The sequence below is a fragment of the Streptomyces sp. NBC_01433 genome (genome assembly GCF_026340105.1).
GTDB lineage: Bacteria > Actinomycetota > Actinomycetes > Streptomycetales > Streptomycetaceae > Streptomyces.
The window spans coordinates 5905514-5930698 of the sequence record NZ_JAPEPM010000001.1; the positions used below are offsets into that span (position 1 = coordinate 5905514).

Genomic DNA, 25185 nt, shown 5'->3' on the forward strand with positions numbered 1-25185 from the left:
CGTCTCCACTCCCGCGCGCGGTCCGCGGTGGCCGCCCGCCTCATCGGGTACGTGCTCACAGCTGGCCCACGGCCGTGACCCGGACGACCGCCCGGCCCTCCTCGTCGGACGCCGCCAGATCGACCTCCGCCCTGATGCCCCAGTCGTGGTCCCCGTTCGGGTCGGCGAAAGCCTGCCAGACCCGCCAAAGACCGTGCTCCGGGTCCTCCTCGATCTTCAGCAGCTTCGGCCCGCGCGCGTCGGGGCCGGTGCCGAGGTCCTCGTACTCGTCCCAGTACCCGTCCATCGCCTCGCCCCAGGCGTCCGCGTCCCAGCCGGACTCGCCGTCCATCTCGCCCAGGTCGCGGACCCGGTCCAGCGCGGCCAGCTCCACCCGGCGGAACATCGCGTTGCGCACCAGCACCCGGAAGGCGCGGGCATTGGCGGTGACCGGTTTGACCTCGTCGGCCCGTTCCTGCGCCTGTTCGGCGGTCTCCACCTCGGGGTTGGCGAGCTGCTCCCACTCGTCCAGCAGACTGGAGTCCACCTGGCGGACCATCTCGCCGAGCCAGGAGATCAGATCCTCCAGGTCCTCGGACTTCAGGTCGTCGGGGATCGTGTGCTCAAGGGCCTTGTACGCGCTCGCCAGATACCGCAGCACGATGCCCTCGGTACGGGCCAGCTCGTAGTGCGAGGTGAACTCCGTGAACGTCATGGCCCGTTCGTACATGTCCCGGATCACCGACTTCGGCGACACCGGGTGGTCGCCGACCCACGGGTGGCTCGTGCGGTACACGTCGTAGGCGTGCCACAGCAGTTCACTCAGCGGCTTGGGGTACGTGACGTCCTGGAGCAGCTCCATCCGCTCCTCGTACTCGACGCCGTCCGCCTTCATCTGCCCCACGGCCTCGCCGCGCGCCTTGTTCTGCTGGGCTGCGAGGATCTGCCGGGGATCGTCGAGCGTCGACTCGACGACGGAGACCATGTCCAGCGCGTACGAGGGAGATTCGACGTCCAGCAGATCGAACGAGGCCAGGGCGAACGTGGACAGCGGCTGGTTCAGTGCGAAGTCCTGCTGGAGGTCCACGGTCAGCCGCACGATCCGGCCCTCGGCATCCGGCGTGTCCAGCTGCTCCACCACACCGCCGTCGAGCAGCGAGCGGTAGATGGCGATGGCCCGGCGGATGTGCCGCAGCTGAGCCCTGCGCGGCTCGTGGTTGTCCTCCAGCAGATGCCGCATCGCGTCGAAGGCGTTGCCGGGGCGCGCGATCACCGCGAGCAGCATCGTGTGGGTGACCCGGAAGCGGGAGCTCAGCGGCTCCGGATCCGACTGGATGAGCTTGTCGAACGTGGTCTCCGACCAGGCGACGAAGCCCTCGGGAGCCTTCTTGCGGACGACCTTGCGCTTCTTCTTCGGGTCGTCGCCCGCCTTCTTGACGGCCTTCTCGTTCTCGATGACGTGCTCGGGCGCCTGCGCGACGACGAAGCCCGCCGTGTCGAAGCCCGCCCGCCCCGCGCGGCCCGCGATCTGGTGGAACTCACGCGCGCGCAGCGTACGGACCCGGGTGCCGTCGTACTTGGTGAGCGCGGTGAACAACACCGTGCGGATCGGTACGTTGACGCCGACACCGAGGGTGTCGGTGCCGCAGATCACCTTCAGCAGGCCCGCCTGGGCGAGCTTCTCCACCAGGCGCCGGTACTTCGGCAGCATGCCCGCGTGGTGCACACCGATCCCGTGGCGTACGTACCGGGAGAGGTTCTGGCCGAACTTGGTGGTGAAGCGGAAGCTGCCGATCAGATCGGCGATCTTCTCCTTCTCCTCCTTCGTGCACATGTTGATGCTCATCAGCGACTGCGCCCGCTCGACGGCCGCCGCCTGTGTGAAGTGCACGATGTAGACGGGGGACTGCCGGGTGTCCAGCAGTTCGGTCAGCGTCTCGGTGATCGGGGTGAGCCGGTACTCGTAGCTGAGCGGGACCGGCCGGGTCGCGGAGCGCACCACGGAGGTGGGGCGGCCGGTGCGCCGGGTCAGGTCCTCCTCGAACATCGCTACGTCGCCGAGCGTCGCCGACATCAGGATGAACTGTGCCTGCGGCAGTTCCAGGATCGGAATCTGCCAGGCCCAGCCGCGGTCCTGCTCCGCGTAGAAGTGGAACTCGTCCATCACGACCTGGCCGATGTCGGCGTGCTTGCCGTCGCGCAGCGCGATGGAGGCCAGCACCTCGGCCGTGCAGCAGATGACCGGGGCGTCGGCGTTGACCGAGGCGTCGCCGGTGAGCATGCCGACGTTCTCGGTACCGAAGAGCTTGCACAGGTCGAAGAACTTCTCCGAGACCAGCGCCTTGATCGGGGCGGTGTAGAAGGTGACCTTGTCCTGGGCCAGTGCCGTGAAGTGCGCACCGGCCGCGACCAGGCTCTTCCCGGAGCCGGTGGGGGTGGACAGGATCACGTTCGCCCCGGAGACCACCTCGATCAGCGCCTCCTCCTGAGCGGGATAGAGGGTAATGCCCTGGGTCTCCGTCCATGACGAGAAGGCCTCGAAGAGGGCGTCGGGGTCGTCGGTCGGGGGCAGCTGATCGATGAGGGTCACGCCCCCATCTTGCCTGTCTTCCACCCCGATGAGGGAACCGGAGGACCGCACGAAGATCACGGACGATACGCTTCCCACTCAACTCGGCCGCGCCGCAACGGCGATGGCCGCACCACCGTACTGGGGGCGGGAACGACCATGATGGGACCGGCACACTCTCTGTCAGGGGCGGCGGCCTGGCTGGGGGTGGGCGCGGCGGCAGCCGCCGCGGGCCACACGATGCCCTGGCCCGTCCTGGTCGTCGGGGCGCTGATCTGCGCGGGCGCCGCGCTCGCCCCCGACCTCGACCACAAGTCCGCGACCATCTCGCGCGCCTTCGGCCCCGTCTCGCGCGGCCTGTGCGAGATCGTCGACAAGCTCTCGCACGCGGTCTACAAGGCGACCAGGGGCCCCGGCGACCCCCGCAGGAACGGTGGCCACCGGACGCTGACCCACACCTGGCTGTGGGCGGTCCTGATAGGCGGCGGGGCCTCGGTCGCCGCGATCACCGGCGGCCGCTGGGCGGTCCTGGCGATCCTCTTCGTCCACCTGGTGCTCGCGGTCGAGGGCCTGCTCTGGCGCGCCGCCCGGATGTCCAGCGACGTCCTGGTGTGGCTGCTCGGCGCCACCAGCGCCTGGATCCTGGCGGGCGTCCTGGACAAGCCGGGCAACGGCTCCGGCTGGCTGTTCGACGCCCCGGGCCAGGAATACCTGTGGCTCGGGCTGCCCATCGTGCTGGGCGCCCTCGTCCATGACATCGGCGACTCGCTCACCGTCTCGGGCTGCCCGATCCTGTGGCCGATCCCCCTGGGGCGCAGGCGCTGGTACCCGATCGGACCGCCGAAGGCCCTGCGATTCCGGGCGGGCAGCTGGGTGGAGCTGAAGGTGCTGATGCCCGCGTTCATGGTGCTCGGGGGAGTGGGCGGGGCCGCCGCCCTCAACTTCATCTGACGGGGGCGTACGGGGCGTACGGGGGCGGGGCGCGGCCCTGGATCGACGGGGGCGTACGGAGGCGGGGGCGCGGCCCGGTCCGGTCCGGGCACGGGATGTGCCGCCTGCCGGAGATTCTGCGGGGGCGGTCCGTCCGGCGGCGTAGCACGATGAACCCATGCTGCTCGCCCGGCTCGCCCAGGTGTCCCTCCAGGTCGCCGCCACGTCCGCGCGGAACCGGAAGGTGGCCCTGCTGGCCGAGCTGTTCCGGGACGCCGGGCCGGACGACGTACCGATCGTGATCCCGTACCTCGCGGGCCGTCTGCCGCAGGGGCGGCTGGGCATCGGGTGGCGCACGCTGGGCGACCCGGTGCCGCCCGCCGCCGCTCCCACCCTCACCGTGACCGGGGTCGACGCCGAGCTCACCGCGCTCGGCGCCCTGTCCGGCACGGGCTCCCGGGCCGTGCGCGGCGAGCGCCTGCGCGCCCTGCTCGGCGCGGCCACCGCCGACGAACAGCACTTCCTGCGGGCACTGCTCACCGGCGAGGTACGCCAGGGCGCGCTCGACGCCGTCGCCGTCGACGCCCTGGCGCGGGCCGCCGAAGCGCCGCCCGCAGAGGTGCGGCGCGCCGTGATGCTCGCCGGGTCGCTCCAGGACGTGGCGCGGGCCCTGCTGGCGGACGGGCCGGACGCGCTCGGCGCCTTCCGGCTCACCGTGGGCTGCCCGGTCCAGCCGATGCTCGCGCACACCGCACGCTCGGTCACCGAGGCGGTCGAGCGGCTCGGGCCGTGCGCCGTCGAGGAGAAGCTCGACGGCATCCGGGTGCAGGTGCACCGGGACGGCCCTCGCGTACGCGCCTATACGCGCACTCTCGACGACATCACCGAGCGGCTGCCCGACGTGGTCACCGCCGTGGCCGGGTTCCCGGGGGACCGGTTCATCCTCGACGGCGAGGTGATCGCGCTCGGGGACGACGGCAGGCCGCGCCCGTTCCAGGAGACCGCCGCCCGGGTGGGCTCCCGGCGTGACGTGCCGGGCGCGGCGGCGCACGTCCCGGTCGTCCCCGTCTTCTTCGACGCGCTGTCCGTCGACGGCGAGGCACTCCTGGACCTGCCCTTCACGGTCCGGCACGCGGCACTGGCCCGGCTGGTCCCCGAGGCGCTGCGGGTACGGCGCACCCTGGTGCCCGACCCGGACGGCGAGGCAGCCCTCCTGGCCGCCGAGACCTTCCTCGCCGACACCCTGGAACGCGGCCACGAGGGCGTCGTCGTCAAGGGTCTCACCGCGCCCTACAGCGCCGGCCGGCGCGGCGCCTCATGGCTGAAGGTGAAGCCGGTACACACCCTGGACCTGGTGGTGCTGGCCGCCGAATGGGGACACGGCAGGCGCACCGGCAAGCTGTCCAACCTGCACCTGGGGGCCCGGCTGCCGGACGGCTCGTACGCGATGCTCGGCAAGACCTTCAAGGGACTGACCGACACGATGCTCAGCCGGCAGACCGAGCGGCTGAGCGAGCTGGCCACCGGCGACGACGGATTCGTGGTGACCGTGCGCCCGGAACTCGTCGTGGAGATCGCCTACGACGGACTCCAGCGCTCCACCCGCTATCCGGCCGGGGTGACCCTGCGCTTCGCCCGGGTGCTGCGCTACCGCGAGGACAAGCGGCCGCAGGAGGCGGACACCCTGGAAACGGTCCTTTCCCGGCAGAACTGACACAGGGCCGCGCCCGGCCGTGACACGGGGCCGCGTCCCGCCGTGAGGGCGGAACGCGGCCCTGCCGTAGGACCGGGGCGGACCGGCCGTCAGTGGCGGATCACCGCCGACGCGGTGTGCTCCTTGATCTGCTCCGGCGTCAGATAGGAGTCCGTGTACTCGAAGTCCCGCAGCGTGGCCGGCTTGCGGGACTGGAATCCGGTCCGTACGAAGTCGTCGCCGGCGACCGCGTTGAGCATCCAGTTCGTCAGCACCCGGGTCTTGGCGACATTCGTCCGCAGCGCCGACCAGTGGTAGCCGCGCGCCACCGCCTGCGCGGGCAGCCCCCTCAGCTCGATGCCGAGCGGCTTGGACACCGCGTCCTTGCCGCCGAGATCCACGACCAGACCGAGATCCTTGTGGACGTAGTTCCGCAACGGGCGGCCACGCAACGACGCGATGAGGTTGTCCGCCAGCGTGCGGCCCTGGCGCATGGCGTGCTGGGCGGTCGGCGGGCAGATCGCGCCGTCGCCCTTGGCCAGGTCCGGCACCGCCGCGGCGTCACCGAGCGAGAACACCCCGTCCGAGCCCGGCAGTTTCAGCTCGGGTGTCACGGCGAGCCGGCCGCGTACCGTCTCCGCGCCGAGCGTGGCGATCAGCGGGCTGGCCGCCACCCCGGCCGTCCAGATCAGCGTGCGGCAGGGCAGCACCCGGCCGTCGGTGAACGTCACCTGTTCCGGTCCGGCTTCGGCGATCGAGACCCCCAGCGACACCTCGATACCGCGCTTGCGCAGCACCTCCAGAGCGCTCAGCCCCAGCTTGTCGCCGAGCTCCGGCATGAGCTTCGGAGCGATGTCGATCAGATGCCACTTGATCAGCTTCGGGTCCAGCCGCGGGTAGTACTTGACGGCGTTCGTGGTGAGCCGCTGCAGACAGGCCGCGGTCTCCGTGCCCGCGTAGCCTCCGCCGACCACGACGAACCGCAGCCGGGAGGCCCGCTCCTCCTCGTCCTGACTGGCGTCCGCCAGATCGAGCTGGGCGATGACATGGTCCCGGACGTAGGCGGCCTCGGCGAGTGTCTTCATGCCCCGGGCGTTGTCCAGCAGACCGGGGATGTCGAACGTCCGGGTGACGCTGCCCGCGGCGAGCACGATGTAGTCGTAGGGCTCGTTCACGATCTCGTCGGTGATCTTGCGGATGACGCAGACCTTCGCCGCGGTGTCCACGCCGATGGCACCGCCGGGAACGATCCGGGTGCGGTGCCGACTGCTGCGCCGCAGCGAAACGGCGACCGACTGCGGAGTGAGCACCCCGGCGGCGACCTGGGGCAGCAGCGGCAGATACAGCTGATAGGAGAACGGGGTGACGAGCGTGATCTCTGCTTCCCCGGGGGCGAGCCGGCGCTCCAGACGGCGTACGCATTCGATACCGGCGAAGCCGGCGCCGACAACGAGAATCCTGGGTGGTGCCACGGTGTGCGTCCCTTCTCGGGCTTACGCGGTCCTGAGCTCGCCTGCCCCGTATTCCGGGCCGGTCACCTCATCCTCACCGGGCACCGCTGAATTCGCCTCCCGGCGCCGGGCCACCCCGGGGCGGTGGCCCGGCCGATCGCCCCGGGCCTCCTCCCGCGAGGCTCAGCCGTGCCAGGAGCGCCACAGCGCCGCGTACGCGCCGTCCGCCGTCACCAGGTCGTCGTGGCTGCCCAGCTCACTGATCCGTCCGTTCTCCACCACCGCGATCACATCCGCGTCGTGGGCGGTGTGCAGCCGGTGCGCGATCGCCACGACCGTCCGCCCGTCCAGCACCCGGGCCAGCGAACGCTCCAGATGACGGGCCGCCCTCGGGTCCAGGAGCGAGGTCGCCTCGTCCAGCACGAGCGTGTGCGGATCCGCGAGCACCAGCCGGGCCAGCGCGATCTGCTGCGCCTGCGCCGGGGTGAGCGCCAGACCGCCCGAACCGACCTCCGTGTCCAGGCCCTCCTCCAGCGCCTTCGCCCACCCGTCCGCGTCGACCGCGGCGAGCGAGGCCCACAGCTCCGTGTCGCCCGCGCCGTTGCGGGCGAGGCGCAGGTTGTCGCGGAGCGAGCCGACGAAGACATGGTGCTCCTGGTTGACCAGGGCCACATGCGCGCGTACCCGCTCCGCCGTCATCCGGGACAGCTCGGCGCCGCCGAGCGTCACCTCACCGGTCCTCGGAGCGTAGATCCCGGCCAGCAGCCGGCCGAGCGTGGACTTGCCCGCGCCCGAAGGACCGACCAGGGCGAGGCGGGTGCCCGGCGCGACGTCGAGCGTCACCTTGTGGAGCACGTCGACCCCCGCCCGGTACCCGAAGTGCACCTCGTCGGCCCGCACCTCACGGCCGTCGGGACCCACCCCGGCGTCGCCCGCGTCCGGCTCGATCTCCCGCACGCCGACCAGCCGGGCCAGCGACACCTGGGCCACCTGGAGCTCGTCGTACCAGCGCAGGATCAGACTGATCGGGTCGACCATCATCTGGGCCAGCAGCGCCCCCGTCGTCAGCTGCCCGACAGTGATCCAGTCCTCCATGACGAACCAGCCGCCGAGCATCAGCACGGCACCGAGGATCGTCACGTACGTGGCGTTGATGACGGGGAACAGCACCGAGCGCAGGAACAGGGTGTACCGCTCCCAGGCCGACCACTCCTTGACCCGCCGGTCCGAGAGCGCCACCCGCCGGGCCCCCAGCCGGTGCGCCTCCACGGTCCGCCCGGCGTCCACGGTCTCGGCGAGCATCGCGGCGACCGCCGCGTATCCGGCGGCCTCCGAGCGGTACGCGGACGGGGCACGCCGGAAGTACCAGCGGCAGCCCAGGATCAGCACCGGCATGGCGATCAGCACGGCCAGCGCCAGCGGCGGAGCGGTGACCGTGAGCGCGCCGACCAACAGCCCGGCCCACACCACCCCGATCGCGAGCTGCGGCACGGCCTCGCGCATCGCGTTGGCCAGCCGGTCGATGTCCGTGGTGATACGGGAGAGCAGATCACCCGTACCGGCCCGCTCCAGGACACCCGGCGGCAGCCCGACCGACCGTACGAGGAAGTCCTCGCGCAGATCGGCCAGCATCTCCTCACCGAGCATCGCGCCACGCAGCCGCATGGTCCGGGTGAACAGTGTCTGGATGACGAGCGCGGTCGCGAACACCGCGGCGGTGCGCTCCAGATGAAGGTCGGTCACCCCGTTCGACAGGTCCTCGACCAGCCCGCCCAGCAGATACGGCCCGACGATCGACGCGATCACCGCCACCGCGTTCACCGAGACGAGCAGGACGAACGCCTTGCGGTGGCGCCGCAGCAGCTCACGTACGTAGGCCTGTACGGTCGTCGGCGTACCGACCGGCAGGGTCGTCGCCGACTCCGGGGCGTCCGGGTCGTACGCCGGTGGTGCGACGCCGATCATGCCCTCTCCTCGATTTCCTCGATCGTGGTGATCGCTTCGATGTCCGCGATCCTGTCCTGTGCGGCCGACGCCGCGACTTCGTCGTCGGTCTCGCGGGTGACGACCGCCCGGTAGTGCGGTTCCTCGCTCAGCAGTTCGCGGTGGACGCCGACGGCCACCACGGTGCCTTGGTGGATCAGCACCACCCGGTCGGCGAGGTCGAGCACCAGAGGTGACGACGCGAACGCGACCGTCGTACGGCCCCGGCGCAGTTGTTTGATCCCTGCCGCGACCCGGGCCTCCGTGTGCGAGTCGACTGCGGACGTCGGCTCGTCGAGTACCAGTGCCTCCGGGTCCGTGACCAGGGAACGGGCCAGTGCCAGCCGCTGGCGCTGGCCACCGGAGAGCGACCGGCCGCGCTCGGTGATCCGGGTCCTCATCGGATCGCCGTCCGTTTCGAGCGACGCCTGGGCCAGTGCGTCCAGCACGTCGCCGCACTGGGCCGCGTCCAGTGCGTCCTCGGCGGACACCCGACCGGACGAGGGAACGTCGAGCAGCTCCCGGAGCGTTCCGGAGAGCAGCACCGGGTCCTTGTCCTGCACCAGAACGGCGGCCCGCGCCGAGTCCAGCGGCAGTTCGTCCAGCGGTACGCCACCGAGCAGCACCGAAGGAGTCGTCGCGGCGGCCCCGGCCAGGTCGTCGTCGGCGTCCTCGCCGGTCTGCGCGTGCCCGCCGAGCCGCTCGGCCAGCCGGCCCGCCTCGTCCGGATCGCCGCAGACCACGGCGGTGAAGAGGCCCTGGGGGGCCATCAGGCCCGTGGCGGGGTCGTACAGATCGCCCGGCGGGGCCGGGCCGTCGATCGTGGCGGTCCGCGTGCCGCGGTGCAGCGACAGCACCCGTACCGCGCGCTGCGCCGACGGCCGTGAGAAGGAGTACGCCATGGCGATCTCCTCGAAATGTCTCAGCGGGAACAGCATCAGGGTCGCCGCGCTGTACACCGTGACCAGCTGACCGACGTCGATCCGCCCGTCCCGGGCCAGCGTCGCCCCGTACAGGACCAGCGAGATCAGCAGAACACCCGGCAGCAGCACCTGGATCGCCGAGATCAGTGCCCACATGCGGGCACTGCGCACGGCGGCCTTGCGGACCTCCTGGGAGGCGCGCCGGTAGCGGCCGAGGAACAGTTCCTCGCCGCCGATGCCACGAAGGACCCGCAGACCGGCAACCGTGTCGGAGGCCAGCTCGGTGGCCTTGCCCGCCTTCTCGCGCTGGAGGTCGGCGCGCTGGGTGGCGCGGGGGAGCAGCGGCAGCACGGTCAGTGCCAGTACCGGTGTGGCGATCGCCACCAGGACGCCGAGGGAGGGCAGATAGAGGACGAGGCCGACACAGATCAGGATGAGGGCGGTGGCCGACGCGGCGAAACGGGAGAGCGCCTCGACGAACCAGCCGATCTTCTCCACGTCGCCCGTGGAGACGGCGACGACCTCACCCGCGGCGACCCGCCGGGTCAGTGCGGAGCCGAGCGTGGCGGTCTTGCGGGCCAGCAGTTGCTGCACCCGGGCGGCCGCGGTGATCCAGTTGGTGACCGCGGTCCGGTGGTGCATGGTGTCGCCGACCGCGATGAGTACGCCGAGAACCACGATCAGCCCGCCGGACAGCGCGAGCCGTCCGCCGGACCTGTCGATGACGGCCTGGACGGCGATGCCCACGGCGAGCGGGAGCCCGGCGATCGCCAGTTGGTGGAGCAGCCCCCAGGCGAGGGACCTCAGTTGCCCGGCGAGCTGATTGCGCCCGAGCCAGAACAGGAAACGTGGGCCTGAACGGACATCGGGATCGCCGGGATCTGAGTACGGAAGATCGCGAATCTGCATGACGTCCCAGGGCTCGGAAGGGCGGAGATCTGTGAAGGATCTCGAAAAACGGGTGGGGGGATCAAACCGTGCAAGGTTCGCTTCTCGCCCGGGTCCGGGGCAACAGGTTTTCCGCGCCGTGGACTTCGGCCGGTCTCCGTCCCGGTCGGCGGGGGTGCGACCATGGGCGGATGCCGAGGAAACGTACAGTGCGCATGGCAGTCGCCGCGGGAGTCTGCGGCGCGCTGCTCGTCCCCCTGACCTCCTGCGGTGCGCCGCAGGGCGGCACGAGTCACCGCGATGCGGGGAACGGGAAGTCGCGGGCCACGGCTCCGAAGCGCGTACCGGGCGTCGGTGACCGGCTGCGGTCGGAGATTCCGAAGAACTCGCGCCAGGTCGTCGCGGTGTACGGGGCGGGCAAGGACTCCCCGGACGCCACCGTCGTGCTCTTCACGAAGGACGGCGCCGACTGGGAGCCGTCGGGCCGATGGGCCGCCCACAACGGCAAGAAGGGCTGGACCACCGACCACCGCGAGAACGACAAGCGCAGCCCGGTCGGTGTCTTCACGCTCAGCGACGCGGGCGGGGTCCTGCCGGACCCGGGCGCCCGCCTTCCGTACTCCGAGTCGGCTTCCTTCCAGGCACCGCACTACTGGTCCAAGAGCCACTGGCACGACTTCGACTACGTCATCGCCATCGACTACAACCGCCTCAAGGGCACCCCGCCCAACGAGCCGACGCGCCCGCGGGGACAGGCGAAGGGCGGCAGTATCTGGCTTCACATGGACCACGGCAGCGGCACATCGGCGTGTGTGAGCGTGCCGAAATCCGCCATGCGGATGCTGCTGCGAACCCTCGACCCGCGTCAGCACCCGGTCGTCGTCATGGGTGACCGGGCCACTCTCAAGGCCTGACCGTGCGGGTGGGGGTCCCGCGCGCGCGTCGGCGCGGAACCCCCGAGCCGTCACGCTTCTGGGTTCTCCGAGTCCATGCCGGAACGGGCCTTCTTCCACTCACCGCGGGTGAAGTCCGGAATCTGCTGCGGGGCGCCCTTGGCCTTGATGGACAGATGACTGAGCGGTACGGGCGACGTCCAGGTCGCCGCGTCGTACACATCGAAGTCGGGAACGAGCCCGAGCCTCATGCACTGCATCAGCCGGAACACCATCATGTAGTCCATACCGCCGTGGCCACCGGGCGGGTTGGCATGCTCCTTCCACAGCCAGTGGTCCCATTCGGCGTACTTGGAGAAGTCCGCCCACTCGTCGTTGGTGTGGTCGGGCTCGATGTAGATACGGGCCGGGTAGTCCTCGAAGACACCTTTCGTGCCGCCGAGGCTGTTGATGCGCGAGTACGGGTGCGGCGTCGACACGTCGTGCTCCAGCCGGATGACCCGGCCCTTGGCGGTCTGGACGAGACTGATCGTCCGGTCGCTCTCGATATAGGTCTCCTTCCAGCTGGGGTCACCGGCCGGCATGTGCTCCTTGCGGTACGCGGCAAGGCCGAGCGCGGGGGAGCCGACGCTGGTGATGCTCACCGCGCGGTCCCCGCGGTTGATGTCCATGTAGTTGGAGACCGGCCCGAACCCGTGGTTGGGGTACAGGTCGCCGCGCAGTCGGGTGTGCCAGAGCCGGCGCCAGGGCCCCTCGTAGTAGTCGGGGTCGAACATCAGGCCGCGCAGATCGTGGTTGTAGGCGCCCGCGCCGTGCAGCAGATCGCCGAAGAGACCGGCGTGCGCCATGCGCAGGACGCGCATCTCGTTCTGGCCGTAGCAGCAGTTCTCCAACTGCATGCAGTGCCGCCGGGTGCGCTCGGAGAGGTCGACCAACTCCCAGAGCTGGTCGAGCCGCAGAGCGATCGGACACTCCACACCGACATGCTTGCCGTTGAGCATGGCGGTCTTCGCCATCTCGAAGTGGAAGTCCCAGGGCGTCGCCACATAGACGAAGTCGATGTCCCCGCGCCTGCAGAGGTTCTCGTAGTCGTCCTCACCCTTGGTGTAGACGGCCGGCGCCGGCTGACCGGCGGCGATGACCTTGGCGGACGCACTCTCGGCCTTGGCCTTGACCGGGTCGCAGACGGCCACGACCCGCACTCCGGGGACGGCGAGAAAGAGATCGATCATGCTGCCGCCGCGGTTGCCGAGGCCCACGATGCCGACCCGGACGGTGGAACGTCCCTCGAAGGGTACGGAGACCATGGTGCGGCCCTTGCGCGCGGGTACGGCACCGGCTTCCGGGCCCCGGGATCCGGTGGCGGAAGCGGCGGACGCGGTACCGCCGCCCAGGCCGCCGAGGCCGAGCCCGGCACCGGCCACTCCCGCCGTGGTCCAGAGCACCGAACGGCGGCTCGGTGAGCCACCGTTCGCTTCCTGCGGATCGTTCTCGTGCTGTGCGTCGTCGTTCATCGAGCCTCCAGGTGGGGTGGGGGTTCTGACGGTGCGCGTGCGGATCCGGAACCCGGCTGTGCGACGGGGCCGAACCTCGGTAAGGACCCTGGACGGTGAGGCTGGTGATGCGCAAGAGAGGCAATTGGACTCTCGCGCCGAAACCATGGACTTTCGTCCCGGCGGCGGGCAGTTACGCCGTAGGGGATACGTGCGCGCGGCACGAACGGGATGCGTGCGCGCAGCACGAAAGGCCGGTGCGCCACAGAGCGGGCGCACCGGCGTGAGGGCACGGTCGTACGGGGTGCACCGGTGTACGGAGTGTGCCGGTGCACGGGCGTGCGGCTACGTTCACCCGATGCCGGGACCCACCACGGTCACCCGGCCGACCTCGGCTCCACCCCGCCCGCCCGGCGGCCGTCGATCGCTCAGGCGGACGGCCGGGTGGCCCGTTCCAGCTCCATCAGCACCGAGTAGTACTCGCGGCCGGTCGCCCGGTCCATCCCGATCTCGCACATCCGGTTCGCCGACAGATAGGCGTCGTACTCCCGGCTGTTGACCTCGGCGGCCTCCTTCGCGGTCGCCGAATCCGTCAACTCCTTGTGCAGCATGCCTCGGTCGCCCGCGAAGGCACAGCATCCGGCATCGTCCGGAATGACCACCTCATCCGCACACGCCTCGGCCAACGTGCGCAACTGTTCGACGTCGCCCAGGTGTTCCATCGAGCACGTCGGATGGAGGACCGCCGAACCGGCCTTTCGCAGCACCGTCAGCTCCGGCAGCAGTTCATCGGCGGCCCAGACCAGGGAGTCGACGACCGTCAGCTCCCGGTGCAACTCCCGGTTGTCCTCGGTGAGATACGGCACCACCTCATGGGCGATACCGAGCGTGCACGACGATGCGTCGACGACCAGCGGCAGCTTTCCGCCCGCCGTCCAGCCCCATGCCGCCTCCACGATGCGGTTGGCCATCACCGCGTTGCCCGCGTCGTACCCCTTGGAGTGCCAGATCGTCGCGCAACAGGTCCCCGCGACGTCCTCCGGGATCCACACCGGCTTTCCGGCGCGGGCGGACACGGCTACGACGGCTTCGGGCAGCGAGGGCTCCCGGTGCCGGTCGGGGCCCGCGAAGATGCGGTTCACACACGCCGGGTAGTACACGGCGCTCGCACCGACCCGCGCCGTACGGGGCAGCTTCCGGGCGGCGGCACCGGGAATCTCCGGAAGCCATTCCGGTACGAGGTCGGGGCGCACGGCCTTGCGGGCCAGCCCGGTCACGGACTCCAGCAGCCGGTCACCGATCCTGTCGGCCGCCGCGACCGCGAGCCGTGCCGAGACCTCGACGGACTTGAAGTTCTTCGCGGTGAGGGCGGCGACGCGCTCCTCGCGCGGCGAGTGCCGACGGTGGCGGAAGTCCTTCATCATCGCGCCGGTGTCGATGCCGACCGGGCAGGCCAGCTTGCAGGTGGAGTCGCCGGCGCAGGTGTCCACGGCGTCGTATCCGTACGAGTCGAGCAGCGCGGTCTCCACCGGGGAGCCGTCCGGCTGCCGCATCATCTCCCGGCGCAGCACGATCCGCTGGCGCGGTGTGGTGGTCAGATCCTGGCTGGGGCAGGTGGGTTCGCAGAAGCCGCACTCGATGCACGGGTCGGCGACCGCCTCCACCTTCGGGATCGTCTTCAGGCCGCGCAGATGGGCCCGGGGGTCGCGGTCGAGGACGATACGGGGAGCCAGGACCCCGGCGGGGTCGATGATCTGCTTCGTTCGCCACATCAGCGCCGTGGCCTTCGGCCCCCACTCCAGTTCCAGGAAGGGGGCGATATTGCGGCCGGTGGCGTGCTCCGCCTTCAGCGACCCGTCGAAACGGTCCACGACGAGGGTGCAGAAATCCTCCATGAACGCGGCGTACCGCTCGACGTCGGAGGGCTGCGCGGCGTCGAAGGCGAGCAGGAAGTGCAGGTTGCCGTGCGCCGCGTGGCCCGCGACGGCGGCGTCGAAGCCGTGCTCCGCCTGGAGCCCGAGGAGGGCCTCGCAGGCGTCGGCGAGCCGGGACGGCGGGACCGCGAAGTCCTCCGTGATCAGTGTCGTACCCGAGGGGCGGGAGCCGCCGACCGCGGTGACGAAGGCTTTGCGGGCCTTCCAGTAGCCGGAGATGGCCTTGGTGTCCCGGGTGAACTCATTGGTGACGGAGGCGGCCGGTGCGACCAGGTCGAGACCCGCGACGACCGCGTCCGCCGCCCGCTCGTACTCCTCCTGGCCGGCTTCGTCGGGGGCACGGAACTCCACCAGCAGCGCGGCGGTCTCCTTCGGCAGCGCCGCCCAGTCCGCAGGAACGCCCTGGACGCTGACCGAGGCGCGCAGCGTATTGCCGTCCATCAGCTCCACCGCGATGGCGCCCGCGTCGTTGAAGCGCGGAACGGCCGCCGCGGCGGCGGTCAGGGACGGGAAGAAGAGCAGCGCCGAGGAGATCCTGCGGTCCAGCGGAAGGGTGTCGAAGACGACCTCGGAGATGAAGCCGAACGTGCCCTCGGAGCCGACCATCAGCCCGCGCAGGATCTCCACGGGCGTCGAGCCGTCGAGGAACGCGTCGAGGCGGTAGCCATTGGTGTTCTTGATCTCGTACTTGGCGCGGATCCGGGCGGTGAGCGCGTCGTCCGCCTCGATCTCCGCCTTCAGTGCCAGGAGTCCTTCGCACAGGCCCGGCTCGGCGTGCGCCAGCGTCGCGTCGGCATCGGGATCAGCCGTGTCGACGACCGTGCCGCTCGGCAGGACGAAGGTGAGCGAGGAGACGGTGCGGTACGAATTGCGGGTCGTCCCGGCCGTCATCCCGGAGGCGTTGTTGGCGACGACACCGCCGACGGTGCAGGCGATGGCGCTCGCCGGGTCGGGACCCAGCAGGCGCCCGTGCCGGGCGAGCGTGGCATTGGCTCGCATCACGGTGGTCCCGGGCCGGATCCGGGCCCGTGCCCCGTCGTCCAGGACCTCGATCCCCGTCCAGTGATGCCGTACGTCGACGAGGATGTCCTCGCCCTGCGCCTGCCCGTTCAGGCTGGTGCCCGCCGCCCGGAAGACGACGTCGCGGTCCTTGCCGTGTGCGTACGACAGGATCGCCGAGACGTCGTCGATGTCCTCGGGGACGACGACGACCTGCGGGAGGAACCGGTAGGGGCTGGCGTCGGAGGCGTACCGCACGAGGTCGGAGACCTTCCACAGCACCTTGTCGGCGCCGAGCAGCGCGGTCAGATCGGAGCGCAGCGGCTCCGGGGTGCCCTGCGCGTTCCGGTCGGGTACCCGGTCGGGCGAGGGCTCACGCGCCGTACCGGGACGAAGGGATTCCGGGTTCGGCTCCAGCAACGGCATGTCAGGGTCCCCTCAAGCGGCTCGGCGCGGTACACCGCGCCCGTTCGGTTTCAGCATGTCAGCAATGTCTTTCCGGCATTCCGTCGACCAGGGCGGACAGCAGCCCGCCGAGCACCTCGCGCTGATCGGCGGTCAATGGAGCCAGGATCTCCTCCGCGGCGGCCCGCCGCGCGCTGCGCAGGGACCGGAGCGTGGCGCGCCCCTCATCGGTGATCTCGATGCGCACCACCCGGCGGCTGTCCGGATCCGGGGCCCGCCGCACCCGGCCGCTCGCCTCCAGGGCGTCGACCACGGTGGTCACGGCGCGCGGCACGACGTCCAGGCGCTGGGCGAGATCCGCCATCCGGGGCGCGGCGTCGTACTGCGCGACGGTGCGCAGCAGCCGGAACTGCGCGGGCGTGATGCCGATCGGCTCCAGCTGGCGGCTCTGGATGCGGTGGAGCCTGCGCGTCAGCCGCAGCAGTTGCTCGGCCAGCAGGCCGTCGGAGTCGGGGGAGTCCATGAGAGAACAATAACAGGACCTTGTTCATTGTGAGTATAGGTAACAATGAGCTATGCTCTCAAAAGTTCGGCATGCTTCTCCGTGATCGCATGTCCGCCACCTCACGCCCGGCGAAGGAGCACATGAAACCCGACGAACCCACGTGGACACCCCCGCCCCGAGATGCCGCCCAGCCGCCCGCCGAGCTGCGCCGCATCTTCCGTCTCTTCCATCCGTACCGCGGCCGGCTCGCGCTGGTCGGGCTGCTGGTCGGCGCCTCGTCGCTGGTATCGGTCGCCTCTCCGTTCCTGCTCCGCGAGATCCTCGACACCGCCATCCCGCAGGGGCGCACCGGCCTGCTCACGCTGCTCGCCCTCGGCATGATCCTCACCGCCGTGATGAACAGCGTCTTCGGCGTCCTGCAGACCCTGATATCGACCACGGTCGGCCAGCGGGTCATGCACGATCTGCGCACCGCCGTCTACACCCAGCTGCAGCGGATGCCGCTGGCCTTCTTCACCAGGACCCGCACGGGCGAGGTGCAGTCCCGCATCGCCAACGACATCGGCGGCATGCAGGCGACGGTCACCTCCACCGCGACGTCGCTGGTCTCCAACCTCACCGCGGTCATCGCCACCGTCGTCGCCATGCTCGCGCTCGACTGGCGGCTGACCGTCGTCTCACTGCTCCTGCTGCCCGTGTTCGTCTGGATCAGCCGACGCGTCGGCCGGGAGCGCAAGAAGATCACCACGCAGCGTCAGAAGCAGATGGCCGCCATGGCCGCCACGGTCACCGAATCGCTCTCGGTCAGCGGCATCCTGCTCGGCCGCACCATGGGCCGCTCGGACTCCCTCACCAAGGGCTTCGCCGAGGAGTCCGAGCGACTGGTCGACCTCGAAGTGCGCTCCAACATGGCCGGGCGGTGGCGGATGTCGACGATCGGCATCGTCATGGCCGCCATGCCCGCCGTCATCTACTGGGCCGCGGGGCTCACCCTCCAGTCCGGCGGCACGGCGGTCTCCATCGGCACGCTGGTCGCGTTCGTCTCGCTCCAGCAGGGCCTGTTCCGTCCGGTCGTGAGTCTGCTCTCCACCGGTGTGCAGATGCAGACCTCCCTCGCGCTCTTCCAGCGGATCTTCGAGTATCTCGACCTGGACGTGGACATCACCGAGCCCGAGAAGCCCGTACGGCTGGAGAAGATCCGGGGCGAGATCGCCTTCGAGGACGTCGACTTCAGCTATGACGAGAAGAGCGGCCCGACGCTCTCCGGAATCGATGTGGCCGTACCGGCGGGCGGCAGTCTGGCCGTCGTCGGACCCACCGGCTCCGGCAAGTCCACCCTCAGCTATCTGGTGCCGCGCCTGTACGACGTCACCGGAGGCCGGGTCACGCTCGACGGGGTCGACGTGAGGGACCTGGACTTCGACACCCTCGCGCGGGCCGTCGGCGTGGTCTCGCAGGAGACCTATCTCTTCCATGCCTCGGTCGCCGAGAATCTGCGCTTCGCCAAGCCGGACGCCACCGACCAGGAGATGGAGGACGCTGCCCGCGCCGCGCAGATCCATGACCACATCGCGTCCCTGCCCGATGGGTACGACACGCTGGTCGGGGAGCGCGGCTACCGCTTCTCGGGGGGCGAGAAGCAGCGGCTGGCCATTGCCCGCACGATCCTCCGGGACCCGCCGGTACTGATCCTCGACGAGGCGACGAGCGCCCTCGACACCCGTACCGAACATGCCGTGCAGCAGGCGATCGACGCCCTCTCCGCGGGGCGCACGACGATCACCATCGCCCACCGGCTCTCCACGGTCCGCGACGCGGACCAGATCGTCGTCCTGGACGGCGGACGCACGGCCGAGCGCGGCACGCACGAGGACCTGCTCGGCCAGGACGGCCGATACGCGGCCCTGGTCCGCCGTGACGCCCGACTGGTCCCGGTGGCCCCGTGAGCGGCGCACACGGCGACGCCGCCGCTCCCGTGGGACGGGGAGCGACGGCGTCAGGTGATGCGATCGTCAGACGAGCCAACCCACGAAGTGGATGACGCCGGCGAGCAGGTTGGTGAGGAAGTTCATCTGGTGCTTTCTCCTTGTGCGTGGTGCATCTGTGGGACTGCGCAGTCGCGGTCTGCAGCCCGTTGCCTGCGCTCTGTAATCATCAGGCCTCGTACGGGTGATGAGCAACGAAAACCGATACGATCACGCGTTCCAGCGAACACCCGATCCCTTGTTCGTGTGTTCTGGTTCTGCTCGGCGGTGCGCGTGTCGCCGATGTCGGGCTACCGGACCGCGGTGGCGGCGCGGGTTAACGTGCCCGCATGGTGAACGAGTCCCCGGACGTCCGGCCCCGCCGCAGACTCCGTCCGACGCGTCGCGGACGACTGGCCCTGATCATCGGCGCGATGCTCGTCGTGGCGGCAGCGGTGGTGGTTCCCCTGCTGATCAGCGGGACGAAGGGGGAGAAGGAGCAAACGCGGTCACTGCTGATCCCCGAAGGTCTGCGGGCCTCCCAGGTGTACGCGGCGGCCGACAAGTCCCTCGGCGTCGCGGCAGGCACCATCGAGAGGGCGGTGCCGTCCGCGGACCTCGCCCTCCCGGCCGAGGCCAAGGGCAACCCGGAGGGGTATCTCTTCCCGGCCACGTATCCCGTCGGCTCCGCCACCACCCCGAAGAGCCTGCTGCGTTACATGGTGGACACCGCGCTCAATCGGTTCGGGGCGGACCACATCACCGCCGGGGCGCAACGCAACAGCGTCTCCGTCTACCAGTCGGTCACGATCGCCAGCGTGGTGCAGGCGGAGGCCGACACCGCCTCCGACATGGGCAAGGTGGCCCGCGTCGTCTACAACCGGCTGGCCCGGGACATGCCCCTCCAGATGGACTCCACGCTCAACTACGCGTTGAAGCGCTCCACCCTGGACACCACCACCGGCGACACCCGGATCGACAGCCCGTACAACAGCTATGAGCGCAAGGGGCTCCCGCCGACGCCCATCGGCAATCCGGGCGAACAGGCCATGCGGGCGGCGATCAGCCCCGCGCCCGGCCCCTGGCTGTACTTCGTCACGGTCGCACCGGGGGACACCCGCTTCACCGACAACTATGCGGAGCAGCTGAAGAACGTCGAGGAGTTCAACCGCAACCGCCGCGCCGCCACGTCGAACTGACCGCGCGGCCACGGCCCGATCGGCCCCGAGGAATCACCGTGCCGCGGTCAGGCCGGAACGGACGCCGGGGTCTCCTGACGCCCGGCCGAGTCCAGCAGCCGCCGGACCGACCGGACCGCCGCCCGTCCAGCCCGGTTGGCCCCGATGGTGCTGGCAGACGGCCCGTACCCGACGAGATGCACGCGCCCGTCCCGTACGGCCCTGGTGTCCTCGGCCCGGATGCCGCCCCCGGGCTCGCGGAGCTTCAGCGGCGCCAGATGGTCGACGGCGGCCCGGAAGCCGGTCGCCCAGAGGATCGCGTCGGCCTCGACCGCCCGTCCGTCGTCCCAGACCACCCCGGTCGGAGTGATCCGGTCGAACATCGGGAGCCGGTCGAGAATCCCCTGCTCACGGGCGCGCCGGACGGCGTCGGTGACCGGCAGGCCGGTGACGCTCACGACGCTCTGCGGTGGCAGTCCGCGTCGTACCCGGTCCTCCACCATCGCCACGGCGGCCCGTCCCTGTTCCTCGCCGAAGGGCCCTTCCCGGAAGACCGGGGGGCGTCGCGTCACCCAGTACGTCGCGGCGGCGACATCGGCGATCTCCATCAGATGCTGTGTACCGGAGGCGCCGCCTCCGACGACGATCAGCCGCTGCCCGGCGAATTCCTCGGGTCCGGGGTAGTTCGCCGTGTGCAGCTGCCGCCCCCGGAAGGTCTCCTGCCCCGGGTAGCGGGGCCAGAAGGGCCGGTCCCAGGTGCCCGTCGCGTTGATCAGCGTGCGCGTGGCATACCCGCCCTCGGACGTCTCGACGAGCAGTCGCCCACCGTCCCCCTCGCGTACGGCGCTCACCTCGACCGGACGGTGCACCCGCAGGCCGAAGCGGTGCTCGTACGCGTCGAAGTACTCACCGATAACCTCGGACGAGGGCCGGCTGTCGTCGGCGCCGGCCAGTTCCATGCCGGGCAGCGCGTGCATCCCGTGGACCTTCCCGTACGTCAGCGAGGGCCAGCGGAACTGCCAGGCGCCGCCGGGGCGGGGCGCGTGGTCGAGAACCACGAAGTCGCGGTCCGGCTCCAGCCCCGAGCGCCGCAGGTGGTAGGCGGCGGACAGGCCCGCCTGCCCGGCGCCGATCACGACCACGTCCAGCTCGCGCACCCCAAAGTAATTCACGCTTCTACTAACTGCGGGGGGTTCCTGGATCTTCCCGGATCTTCCCGCCCGGAAGGAAGCCCAGAGACCCACGCGGCCCGCCTGTCGCCTTCGCGTACCGGCTGAGCACCCCGGCTCACGGGCCCCGGCTGAGCGCGTCCGCCTCAGCGCCCCCCGGCGAACAGCAGCGGCGCCCCGCCGGGTGCCGACGCCGGACGGCCATTGACCGCGGGCACCCCCAGCAGCGGAGACGCCGGAACGGTCGACAGCAGCCCACGCGCCGCCAGCTCAGGAGTCACGCCCTCGCCGAACCAGTACGCCTCCTCCAGATGCGGATACCCGGAGAGCACGAAGTGCTCCACGCCCAGCTCGTGATACTCCTCGATCCGGTCGGCGACCTCCGCATGGCTGCCGACCAGCGCGGTGCCCGCGCCACCCCGCACCAGACCGACGCCCGCCCAGAGATTCGGCGCGATCTCCAGCTTGTCGCGGGAGCCGCCGTGCAGCGCCAGCATCCGCTGCTGACCCACCGACTCGCTCCGGCCCAGCGCCTGCTGCGCCGCCGCGACCGTCTCCGCATCGAGATCGCCGAGCAGCCGGTCGGCCGTCGCCCATGCCTCGCGGGAGGAGTCCCGCGAAATGGTGTGCAGCCGGATGCCGAACCGCACCGTGCGGCCCCGCTCCTCCGCCAGCCCGCGAATCCAGTCGATCTTCTCCTTCACGGCCGCCGGAGGCTCGCCCCAGGTCAGATAGACATCGGCGTGCGCGGCGGCCACCGGACCGGCCGCCGCCGACGAGCCGCCGAAGAAGATGTCCGGCAACGGGTCCGGCGGCAGGGCCGTCAGCCCGCCCTCCACCTGATAGTGCTCGCCGTCGAAGTCGAACGGCCGCCCGCTCCACGCGCCCCGCACCACCGACAGGAACTCCGCGGTCCGCGCGTAGCGCCGGTCATGGTCCAGATGGTCACCGAACCGTCGCTGCTCCGTCGAATCGCCGCCGGTCACCACGTTGAGCAGCAGCCGTCCACGCGTGATCCGCTGATACGTCGCGGCCATCTGGGCGGCCAGCACCGGCGAGATCACACCGGGCCGGAACGCCACCAGGAACTTCAGCCGGTCGGTGTGCTGGGCCAGCGCGACCGTCGTCAGCCAGGCATCCTCGCACCACGTCCCGGTGGGTGTCAGCACGGCCTCGAAACCCAGCTGCTCCGCCGCCTTCGCGATCTGCGCCAGATACTCGATGTCGGGAGCGCGCACCCCGCTCACCGGCGTGATCCGGTCACGCTTGATACCGCCGTCGGTGTACGCGTGCCGGTCGACGAGGGTGCGGCCGTCACCGCCGGTGGGCAGGAACCAGTGCAGATGAACGTTCACGAGGAAGCCTTTCCGTACGAGCGGGGAGCCGCGGACGACGCGGGGAGGTCGCGGTTGAAACGGGTGTCGACGTAGTCCTCGAAGGAGAAGCGGCGCGGGATCAGACCGAGTTCGGCGAAGGTGTCGGCGATCTGCTGCTCGGAGGCGATGGCGGCCGCGTCGACGGCCACCGGGACACGGGTCCCGTGGGTGAGCTTCACGGCGTCCAGCGCCACCTCGTACGGCATGCCCGTCTCCTTCGCCCAGACCTTCGCCCAGGCCTCCGGGTGTTCGAAGACCCACTCCTGTGCGCGCTGAAGGCGGATGAGCAGATCGCCGATGGCCCGGGACTTCTTCCTGTCCTTGAGCGCGGCGGGCGAGGCCACCTGGAACCCGAGCCCGTTGACCACCCCCTCACCCGTGGTGAGCACCCGGGCCTTCGCGGTCCGCAGGATCTGTGAGGTGTACGGATCCCAGATCGCCCAGGCGTCGACCTTGCCGCGGCTGAACGCGGCGAGCGCGTCGGCGGGCTGAAGGTAGTTCAACTTCACGTCGGAGATGCGGAGTCCGGCACTCTTGAGCGAGGCCACCAGCTGATAGTGCGCGGAGCTGCCCTGGGCGACGGCGATCGACCTGCCCTTGAGCTGGGCGGGCTTCTTCAGCGGGGAGTCCTCCGGCACCACGATCGCCTCGCCCGCCGACGAACCGTGCGTGGCACCCACCACGACGATCTTCGAGTCGGACCCCGCGGCGAAGACGGGCGGTGTGTTCCCCACCCCGCCCAGGTCCACCGCCCGGGCGCTGACAGCCTCCAGGAGCGGTGGCCCGGAGGTGAACGTCGACCAGGTGACGCGGTAGTCGAGATCGTCCAGCTCTCCGGAAGCCCGCAGGATGGCTTCGTAACCTCCCCTCTGGTCACCGATGTCGAGGACGACACCGCCCTTCCCGTCGGTGTTGCCCGCCGTGTTCGCGGACGAGGCGCCACCACAGGCGGTGAGCAGCAGGGCGAAGGGGAGGAGCAGGCCGGGCAGGGTGCGGCGTCTCATGATCTTTCTCCAGTGGGTCCGTGCGGAAGGAGAGCGGAGGGACGGTGCGTGCGGGACTCAGGCGGCCACGTCCGGGGCCTCGACACCGAGCTCGGCCAGGAGCCGGGAGCGCAGGGCGACGAACCCGGGGCTGCCGGGACCGCGCGGCCGGTCCAGGGCGACCGGAGTGTCGTACGCGATCTCCCCGTCCCGCATCACCAGCGCCCGGTCGGCGAGCAGCAGGGCCTCGTCGACGTCATGGGTGACCAGCAGCACCGCGCAGCCGCGCCGCTGCCAGAGCTCGGCCACCAGCCGCTGCGCCCTGATCCGGGTCAACGCGTCCAGTGCGCCGAACGGTTCGTCGAGCAGCAGCAGATCCGGTTCGCGTACGAGAGCGCGGGCCAGGGACGCCCGCTGGGCCTCGCCGCCGGAGAGTGTCCTGGGCCAGGCCCCGGCCCGCTCGGCGAGCCCGACCTCGGCCAACGCCTTCTCCGCCACGGCCCGTTCGGGCTTGCCGGGCAGTCCGAGCAGTACGTTGCGCCAGACCCGCTTCCAGGGCATCAGCCGCGGTGCCTGGAAGGCCACGGCACGCCGTCGGGGTACGAGAACGGTGCCCTTGATCTCCCGGTCGAGTCCGGCCAGCACCCGCAGGAGGGTGGACTTCCCGCAACCGCTGCGCCCCAGCAGAGCGGTGAACTCCCCGGCCCGAAGGGTGAGATCGAGCCCGTCGATCACCGGCCGGCCGTCGAAGGCGCGCGTCAGCCCCTGGACCCGTACAGCGGCCTCCGGTTCCTCGGGCGGCGTCGGGAAACGGGCGGTCACTGGCCCGTGAAGGTCGGTCGCCATTGCAGCAGCAGCCTTTCGAGAGTCCGGACGATGACATCGGCGCTGAGACCGAGGAAGGCGTAGACGACCAGGCAGACGACGATCACATCGGTGCGGAAGAACTCCCGTGCCTGGTTCATCAGGAACCCGATTCCGGCGTCGGCGTTGATGGACTCGCCGAAGACGAGTGCCAGCCAGGCGGTGGCGAGGGAATACCGCAGCCCGGTCATGGCGCCCGGCAACGCCCCCGGAAGCACCACATGCCGCACCAGCCCCCACCGGCCGAGCCCCAACGACTGTCCTGCCTCGATGAGTTCGGCATCCACGCCCCGGATACCGGCATACACGTTCAGATACAGGTGGAAGGCGACCCCGAGAGCGATCAGCGCCACCTTCGGCGCCTCACCGATGCCGAGCCAGATGATGAACAGCGGAATGAGCCCCACCCAGGGGACGGTGCGCAGCATCTGTACGGTCGCGTCCACGAGATCCTCGCCCAGCCGGGAGAGTCCCGAGACCAACGCGAGTACGGTCCCGGCGATCCCGCCGAGCAGCAGCCCCATGGCCACCCGCTGGAGCGACACGGCCATGGCGGAGGGCAGGGTCCCGTCGGCGATCAGGCCGGACCCGGCCCGCGCGATGGTGCCGGGCGAGGCGAGCACGTCCGGGTGCAGCACACCCGTGGCGCTGAACACCTGCCACAGCGCGAGGAGCAGCAGCGGACCGATCGTACGGCGAAGCCACCGGGGTACGGAGGGCAGGCGCGCGGTGCGCACGGACGCCGGAACGACGGGCTCCAGGTCGAGCACCCGCGGCCATGGACCGGGCGTTTTTCCTGATTCGACGGTGATGCCGGGTGGCGGGGACGATGCGGGGGCATGGCCGATGGTCATGAGGGCTCCACGGGCAGTCCACGGAAGGGAGCGAGGAAGGGCGGCATGACGCCGCCGGGACCGCACGCGCCCGCCGGCCGACTACGGCAGCGGCACGGGACTCACGCCACGGGTTCGGTGAACCGCGACGCGGGGGTACGTACGGCACAGTG

The 25185-nt window shown here is 70.6% G+C and carries 17 protein-coding genes; 5 read left to right on the forward strand and 12 right to left on the reverse strand.

Annotated features, from left to right (window positions below):
- Nucleotides 1-55: 55 nt before the first annotated feature.
- Nucleotides 56-2569, reverse strand: a complete 2514-nt coding sequence (locus tag OG413_RS26525) for an RNA helicase (RefSeq protein ID WP_266809395.1) — start codon at nucleotides 2567-2569, stop codon at nucleotides 56-58.
- A gap of 138 nt (nucleotides 2570-2707) precedes the next feature.
- On the opposite strand from OG413_RS26525, the gene OG413_RS26530 reads away from it, so the two are divergent.
- On the forward strand, nucleotides 2708-3499 hold the full coding sequence (locus tag OG413_RS26530; protein ID WP_266809397.1) for a metal-dependent hydrolase: 792 nt from the start codon (nucleotides 2708-2710) through the stop codon (nucleotides 3497-3499).
- A 157-nt stretch (nucleotides 3500-3656) separates the two neighbouring features.
- Nucleotides 3657-5192 (forward strand): ATP-dependent DNA ligase, encoded by a 1536-nt coding sequence (locus OG413_RS26535; RefSeq protein ID WP_266809399.1) that lies wholly within the window; start codon nucleotides 3657-3659, stop codon nucleotides 5190-5192.
- An 89-nt stretch (nucleotides 5193-5281) separates the two neighbouring features.
- Here OG413_RS26535 and OG413_RS26540 read toward each other — a convergent pair whose 3' ends face one another.
- The 3 genes from OG413_RS26540 to OG413_RS26550 all read right to left on the reverse strand — a co-directional run bounded on the left by OG413_RS26540 (nucleotide 5282) and on the right by OG413_RS26550 (nucleotide 10437).
- A complete protein-coding gene (locus tag OG413_RS26540; RefSeq protein ID WP_266809401.1) occupies nucleotides 5282-6643 on the reverse strand; it encodes an NAD(P)/FAD-dependent oxidoreductase in 1362 nt (453 codons plus the stop codon).
- A gap of 162 nt (nucleotides 6644-6805) precedes the next feature.
- Nucleotides 6806-8587, reverse strand: a complete 1782-nt coding sequence (locus OG413_RS26545) for an ABC transporter ATP-binding protein (RefSeq protein ID WP_266809403.1) — start codon at nucleotides 8585-8587, stop codon at nucleotides 6806-6808.
- Nucleotides 8584-10437 carry an ABC transporter ATP-binding protein gene (locus OG413_RS26550; RefSeq protein ID WP_266809405.1) on the reverse strand — a complete coding sequence of 618 codons (1854 nt, stop codon included), beginning with the start codon at nucleotides 10435-10437 and terminating at the stop codon, nucleotides 8584-8586. Before OG413_RS26550 ends, OG413_RS26545 begins: the two co-directional genes overlap by 4 nt.
- A 194-nt stretch (nucleotides 10438-10631) precedes the next feature.
- Here OG413_RS26550 and OG413_RS26555 point away from each other — a divergent pair, with 194 nt between their 5' ends.
- Complete coding sequence (locus tag OG413_RS26555) at nucleotides 10632-11330, forward strand: hypothetical protein (RefSeq protein ID WP_266809407.1); 699 nt, start codon at nucleotides 10632-10634, stop codon at nucleotides 11328-11330.
- A 50-nt stretch (nucleotides 11331-11380) separates the two neighbouring features.
- Here OG413_RS26555 and OG413_RS26560 read toward each other — a convergent pair whose 3' ends face one another.
- From OG413_RS26560 to OG413_RS26570, 3 genes are all read right to left on the reverse strand, one after another.
- A complete protein-coding gene (locus OG413_RS26560) occupies nucleotides 11381-12823 on the reverse strand; it encodes a Gfo/Idh/MocA family protein (RefSeq protein ID WP_266809409.1) in 1443 nt (480 codons plus the stop codon).
- A gap of 407 nt (nucleotides 12824-13230) precedes the next feature.
- Complete coding sequence (locus OG413_RS26565) at nucleotides 13231-16161, reverse strand: FAD-binding and (Fe-S)-binding domain-containing protein (RefSeq protein WP_266809411.1); 2931 nt, start codon at nucleotides 16159-16161, stop codon at nucleotides 13231-13233.
- 58 nt (nucleotides 16162-16219) lie between these two features.
- Nucleotides 16220-16663 carry a MarR family winged helix-turn-helix transcriptional regulator gene (locus OG413_RS26570; protein ID WP_266809413.1) on the reverse strand — a complete coding sequence of 148 codons (444 nt, stop codon included), beginning with the start codon at nucleotides 16661-16663 and terminating at the stop codon, nucleotides 16220-16222.
- A 122-nt stretch (nucleotides 16664-16785) separates the two neighbouring features.
- Between OG413_RS26570 and OG413_RS26575 the strand changes: the two genes are divergently transcribed.
- Together OG413_RS26575 and mltG are read left to right on the forward strand one after the other, a co-directional pair.
- Nucleotides 16786-18591 carry an ABC transporter ATP-binding protein gene (locus OG413_RS26575; RefSeq protein ID WP_266809415.1) on the forward strand — a complete coding sequence of 602 codons (1806 nt, stop codon included), beginning with the start codon at nucleotides 16786-16788 and terminating at the stop codon, nucleotides 18589-18591.
- 368 nt (nucleotides 18592-18959) lie between these two features.
- Nucleotides 18960-19808, forward strand: coding sequence for an endolytic transglycosylase MltG (mltG, locus tag OG413_RS26580; protein ID WP_266809417.1), 849 nt, complete (start codon nucleotides 18960-18962; stop codon nucleotides 19806-19808).
- Between the two features lie 47 nt (nucleotides 19809-19855).
- Here mltG and OG413_RS26585 read toward each other — a convergent pair whose 3' ends face one another.
- From OG413_RS26585 to OG413_RS26605, 5 genes are all read right to left on the reverse strand, one after another.
- Complete coding sequence (locus tag OG413_RS26585) at nucleotides 19856-20959, reverse strand: NAD(P)-binding domain-containing protein (protein ID WP_266809419.1); 1104 nt, start codon at nucleotides 20957-20959, stop codon at nucleotides 19856-19858.
- Nucleotides 20960-21102: 143 nt separating this feature from the next.
- Entirely contained in the window at nucleotides 21103-22311 is a 1209-nt protein-coding gene (locus OG413_RS26590) for an LLM class flavin-dependent oxidoreductase (RefSeq protein ID WP_266809420.1), read from the reverse strand.
- The gene (locus OG413_RS26595) at nucleotides 22308-23336 is read right to left on the reverse strand and encodes an ABC transporter substrate-binding protein (protein ID WP_266809421.1); all 1029 of its coding nucleotides are present in this window, start codon (nucleotides 23334-23336) and stop codon (nucleotides 22308-22310) included. Before OG413_RS26595 ends, OG413_RS26590 begins: the two co-directional genes overlap by 4 nt.
- Nucleotides 23337-23393: 57 nt before the next feature.
- On the reverse strand, nucleotides 23394-24161 hold the full coding sequence (locus tag OG413_RS26600) for an ABC transporter ATP-binding protein (protein ID WP_266809422.1): 768 nt from the start codon (nucleotides 24159-24161) through the stop codon (nucleotides 23394-23396).
- A complete protein-coding gene (locus tag OG413_RS26605) occupies nucleotides 24134-25033 on the reverse strand; it encodes an ABC transporter permease (protein WP_266809424.1) in 900 nt (299 codons plus the stop codon). Before OG413_RS26605 ends, OG413_RS26600 begins: the two co-directional genes overlap by 28 nt.
- Nucleotides 25034-25185 lie beyond the last annotated feature (152 nt).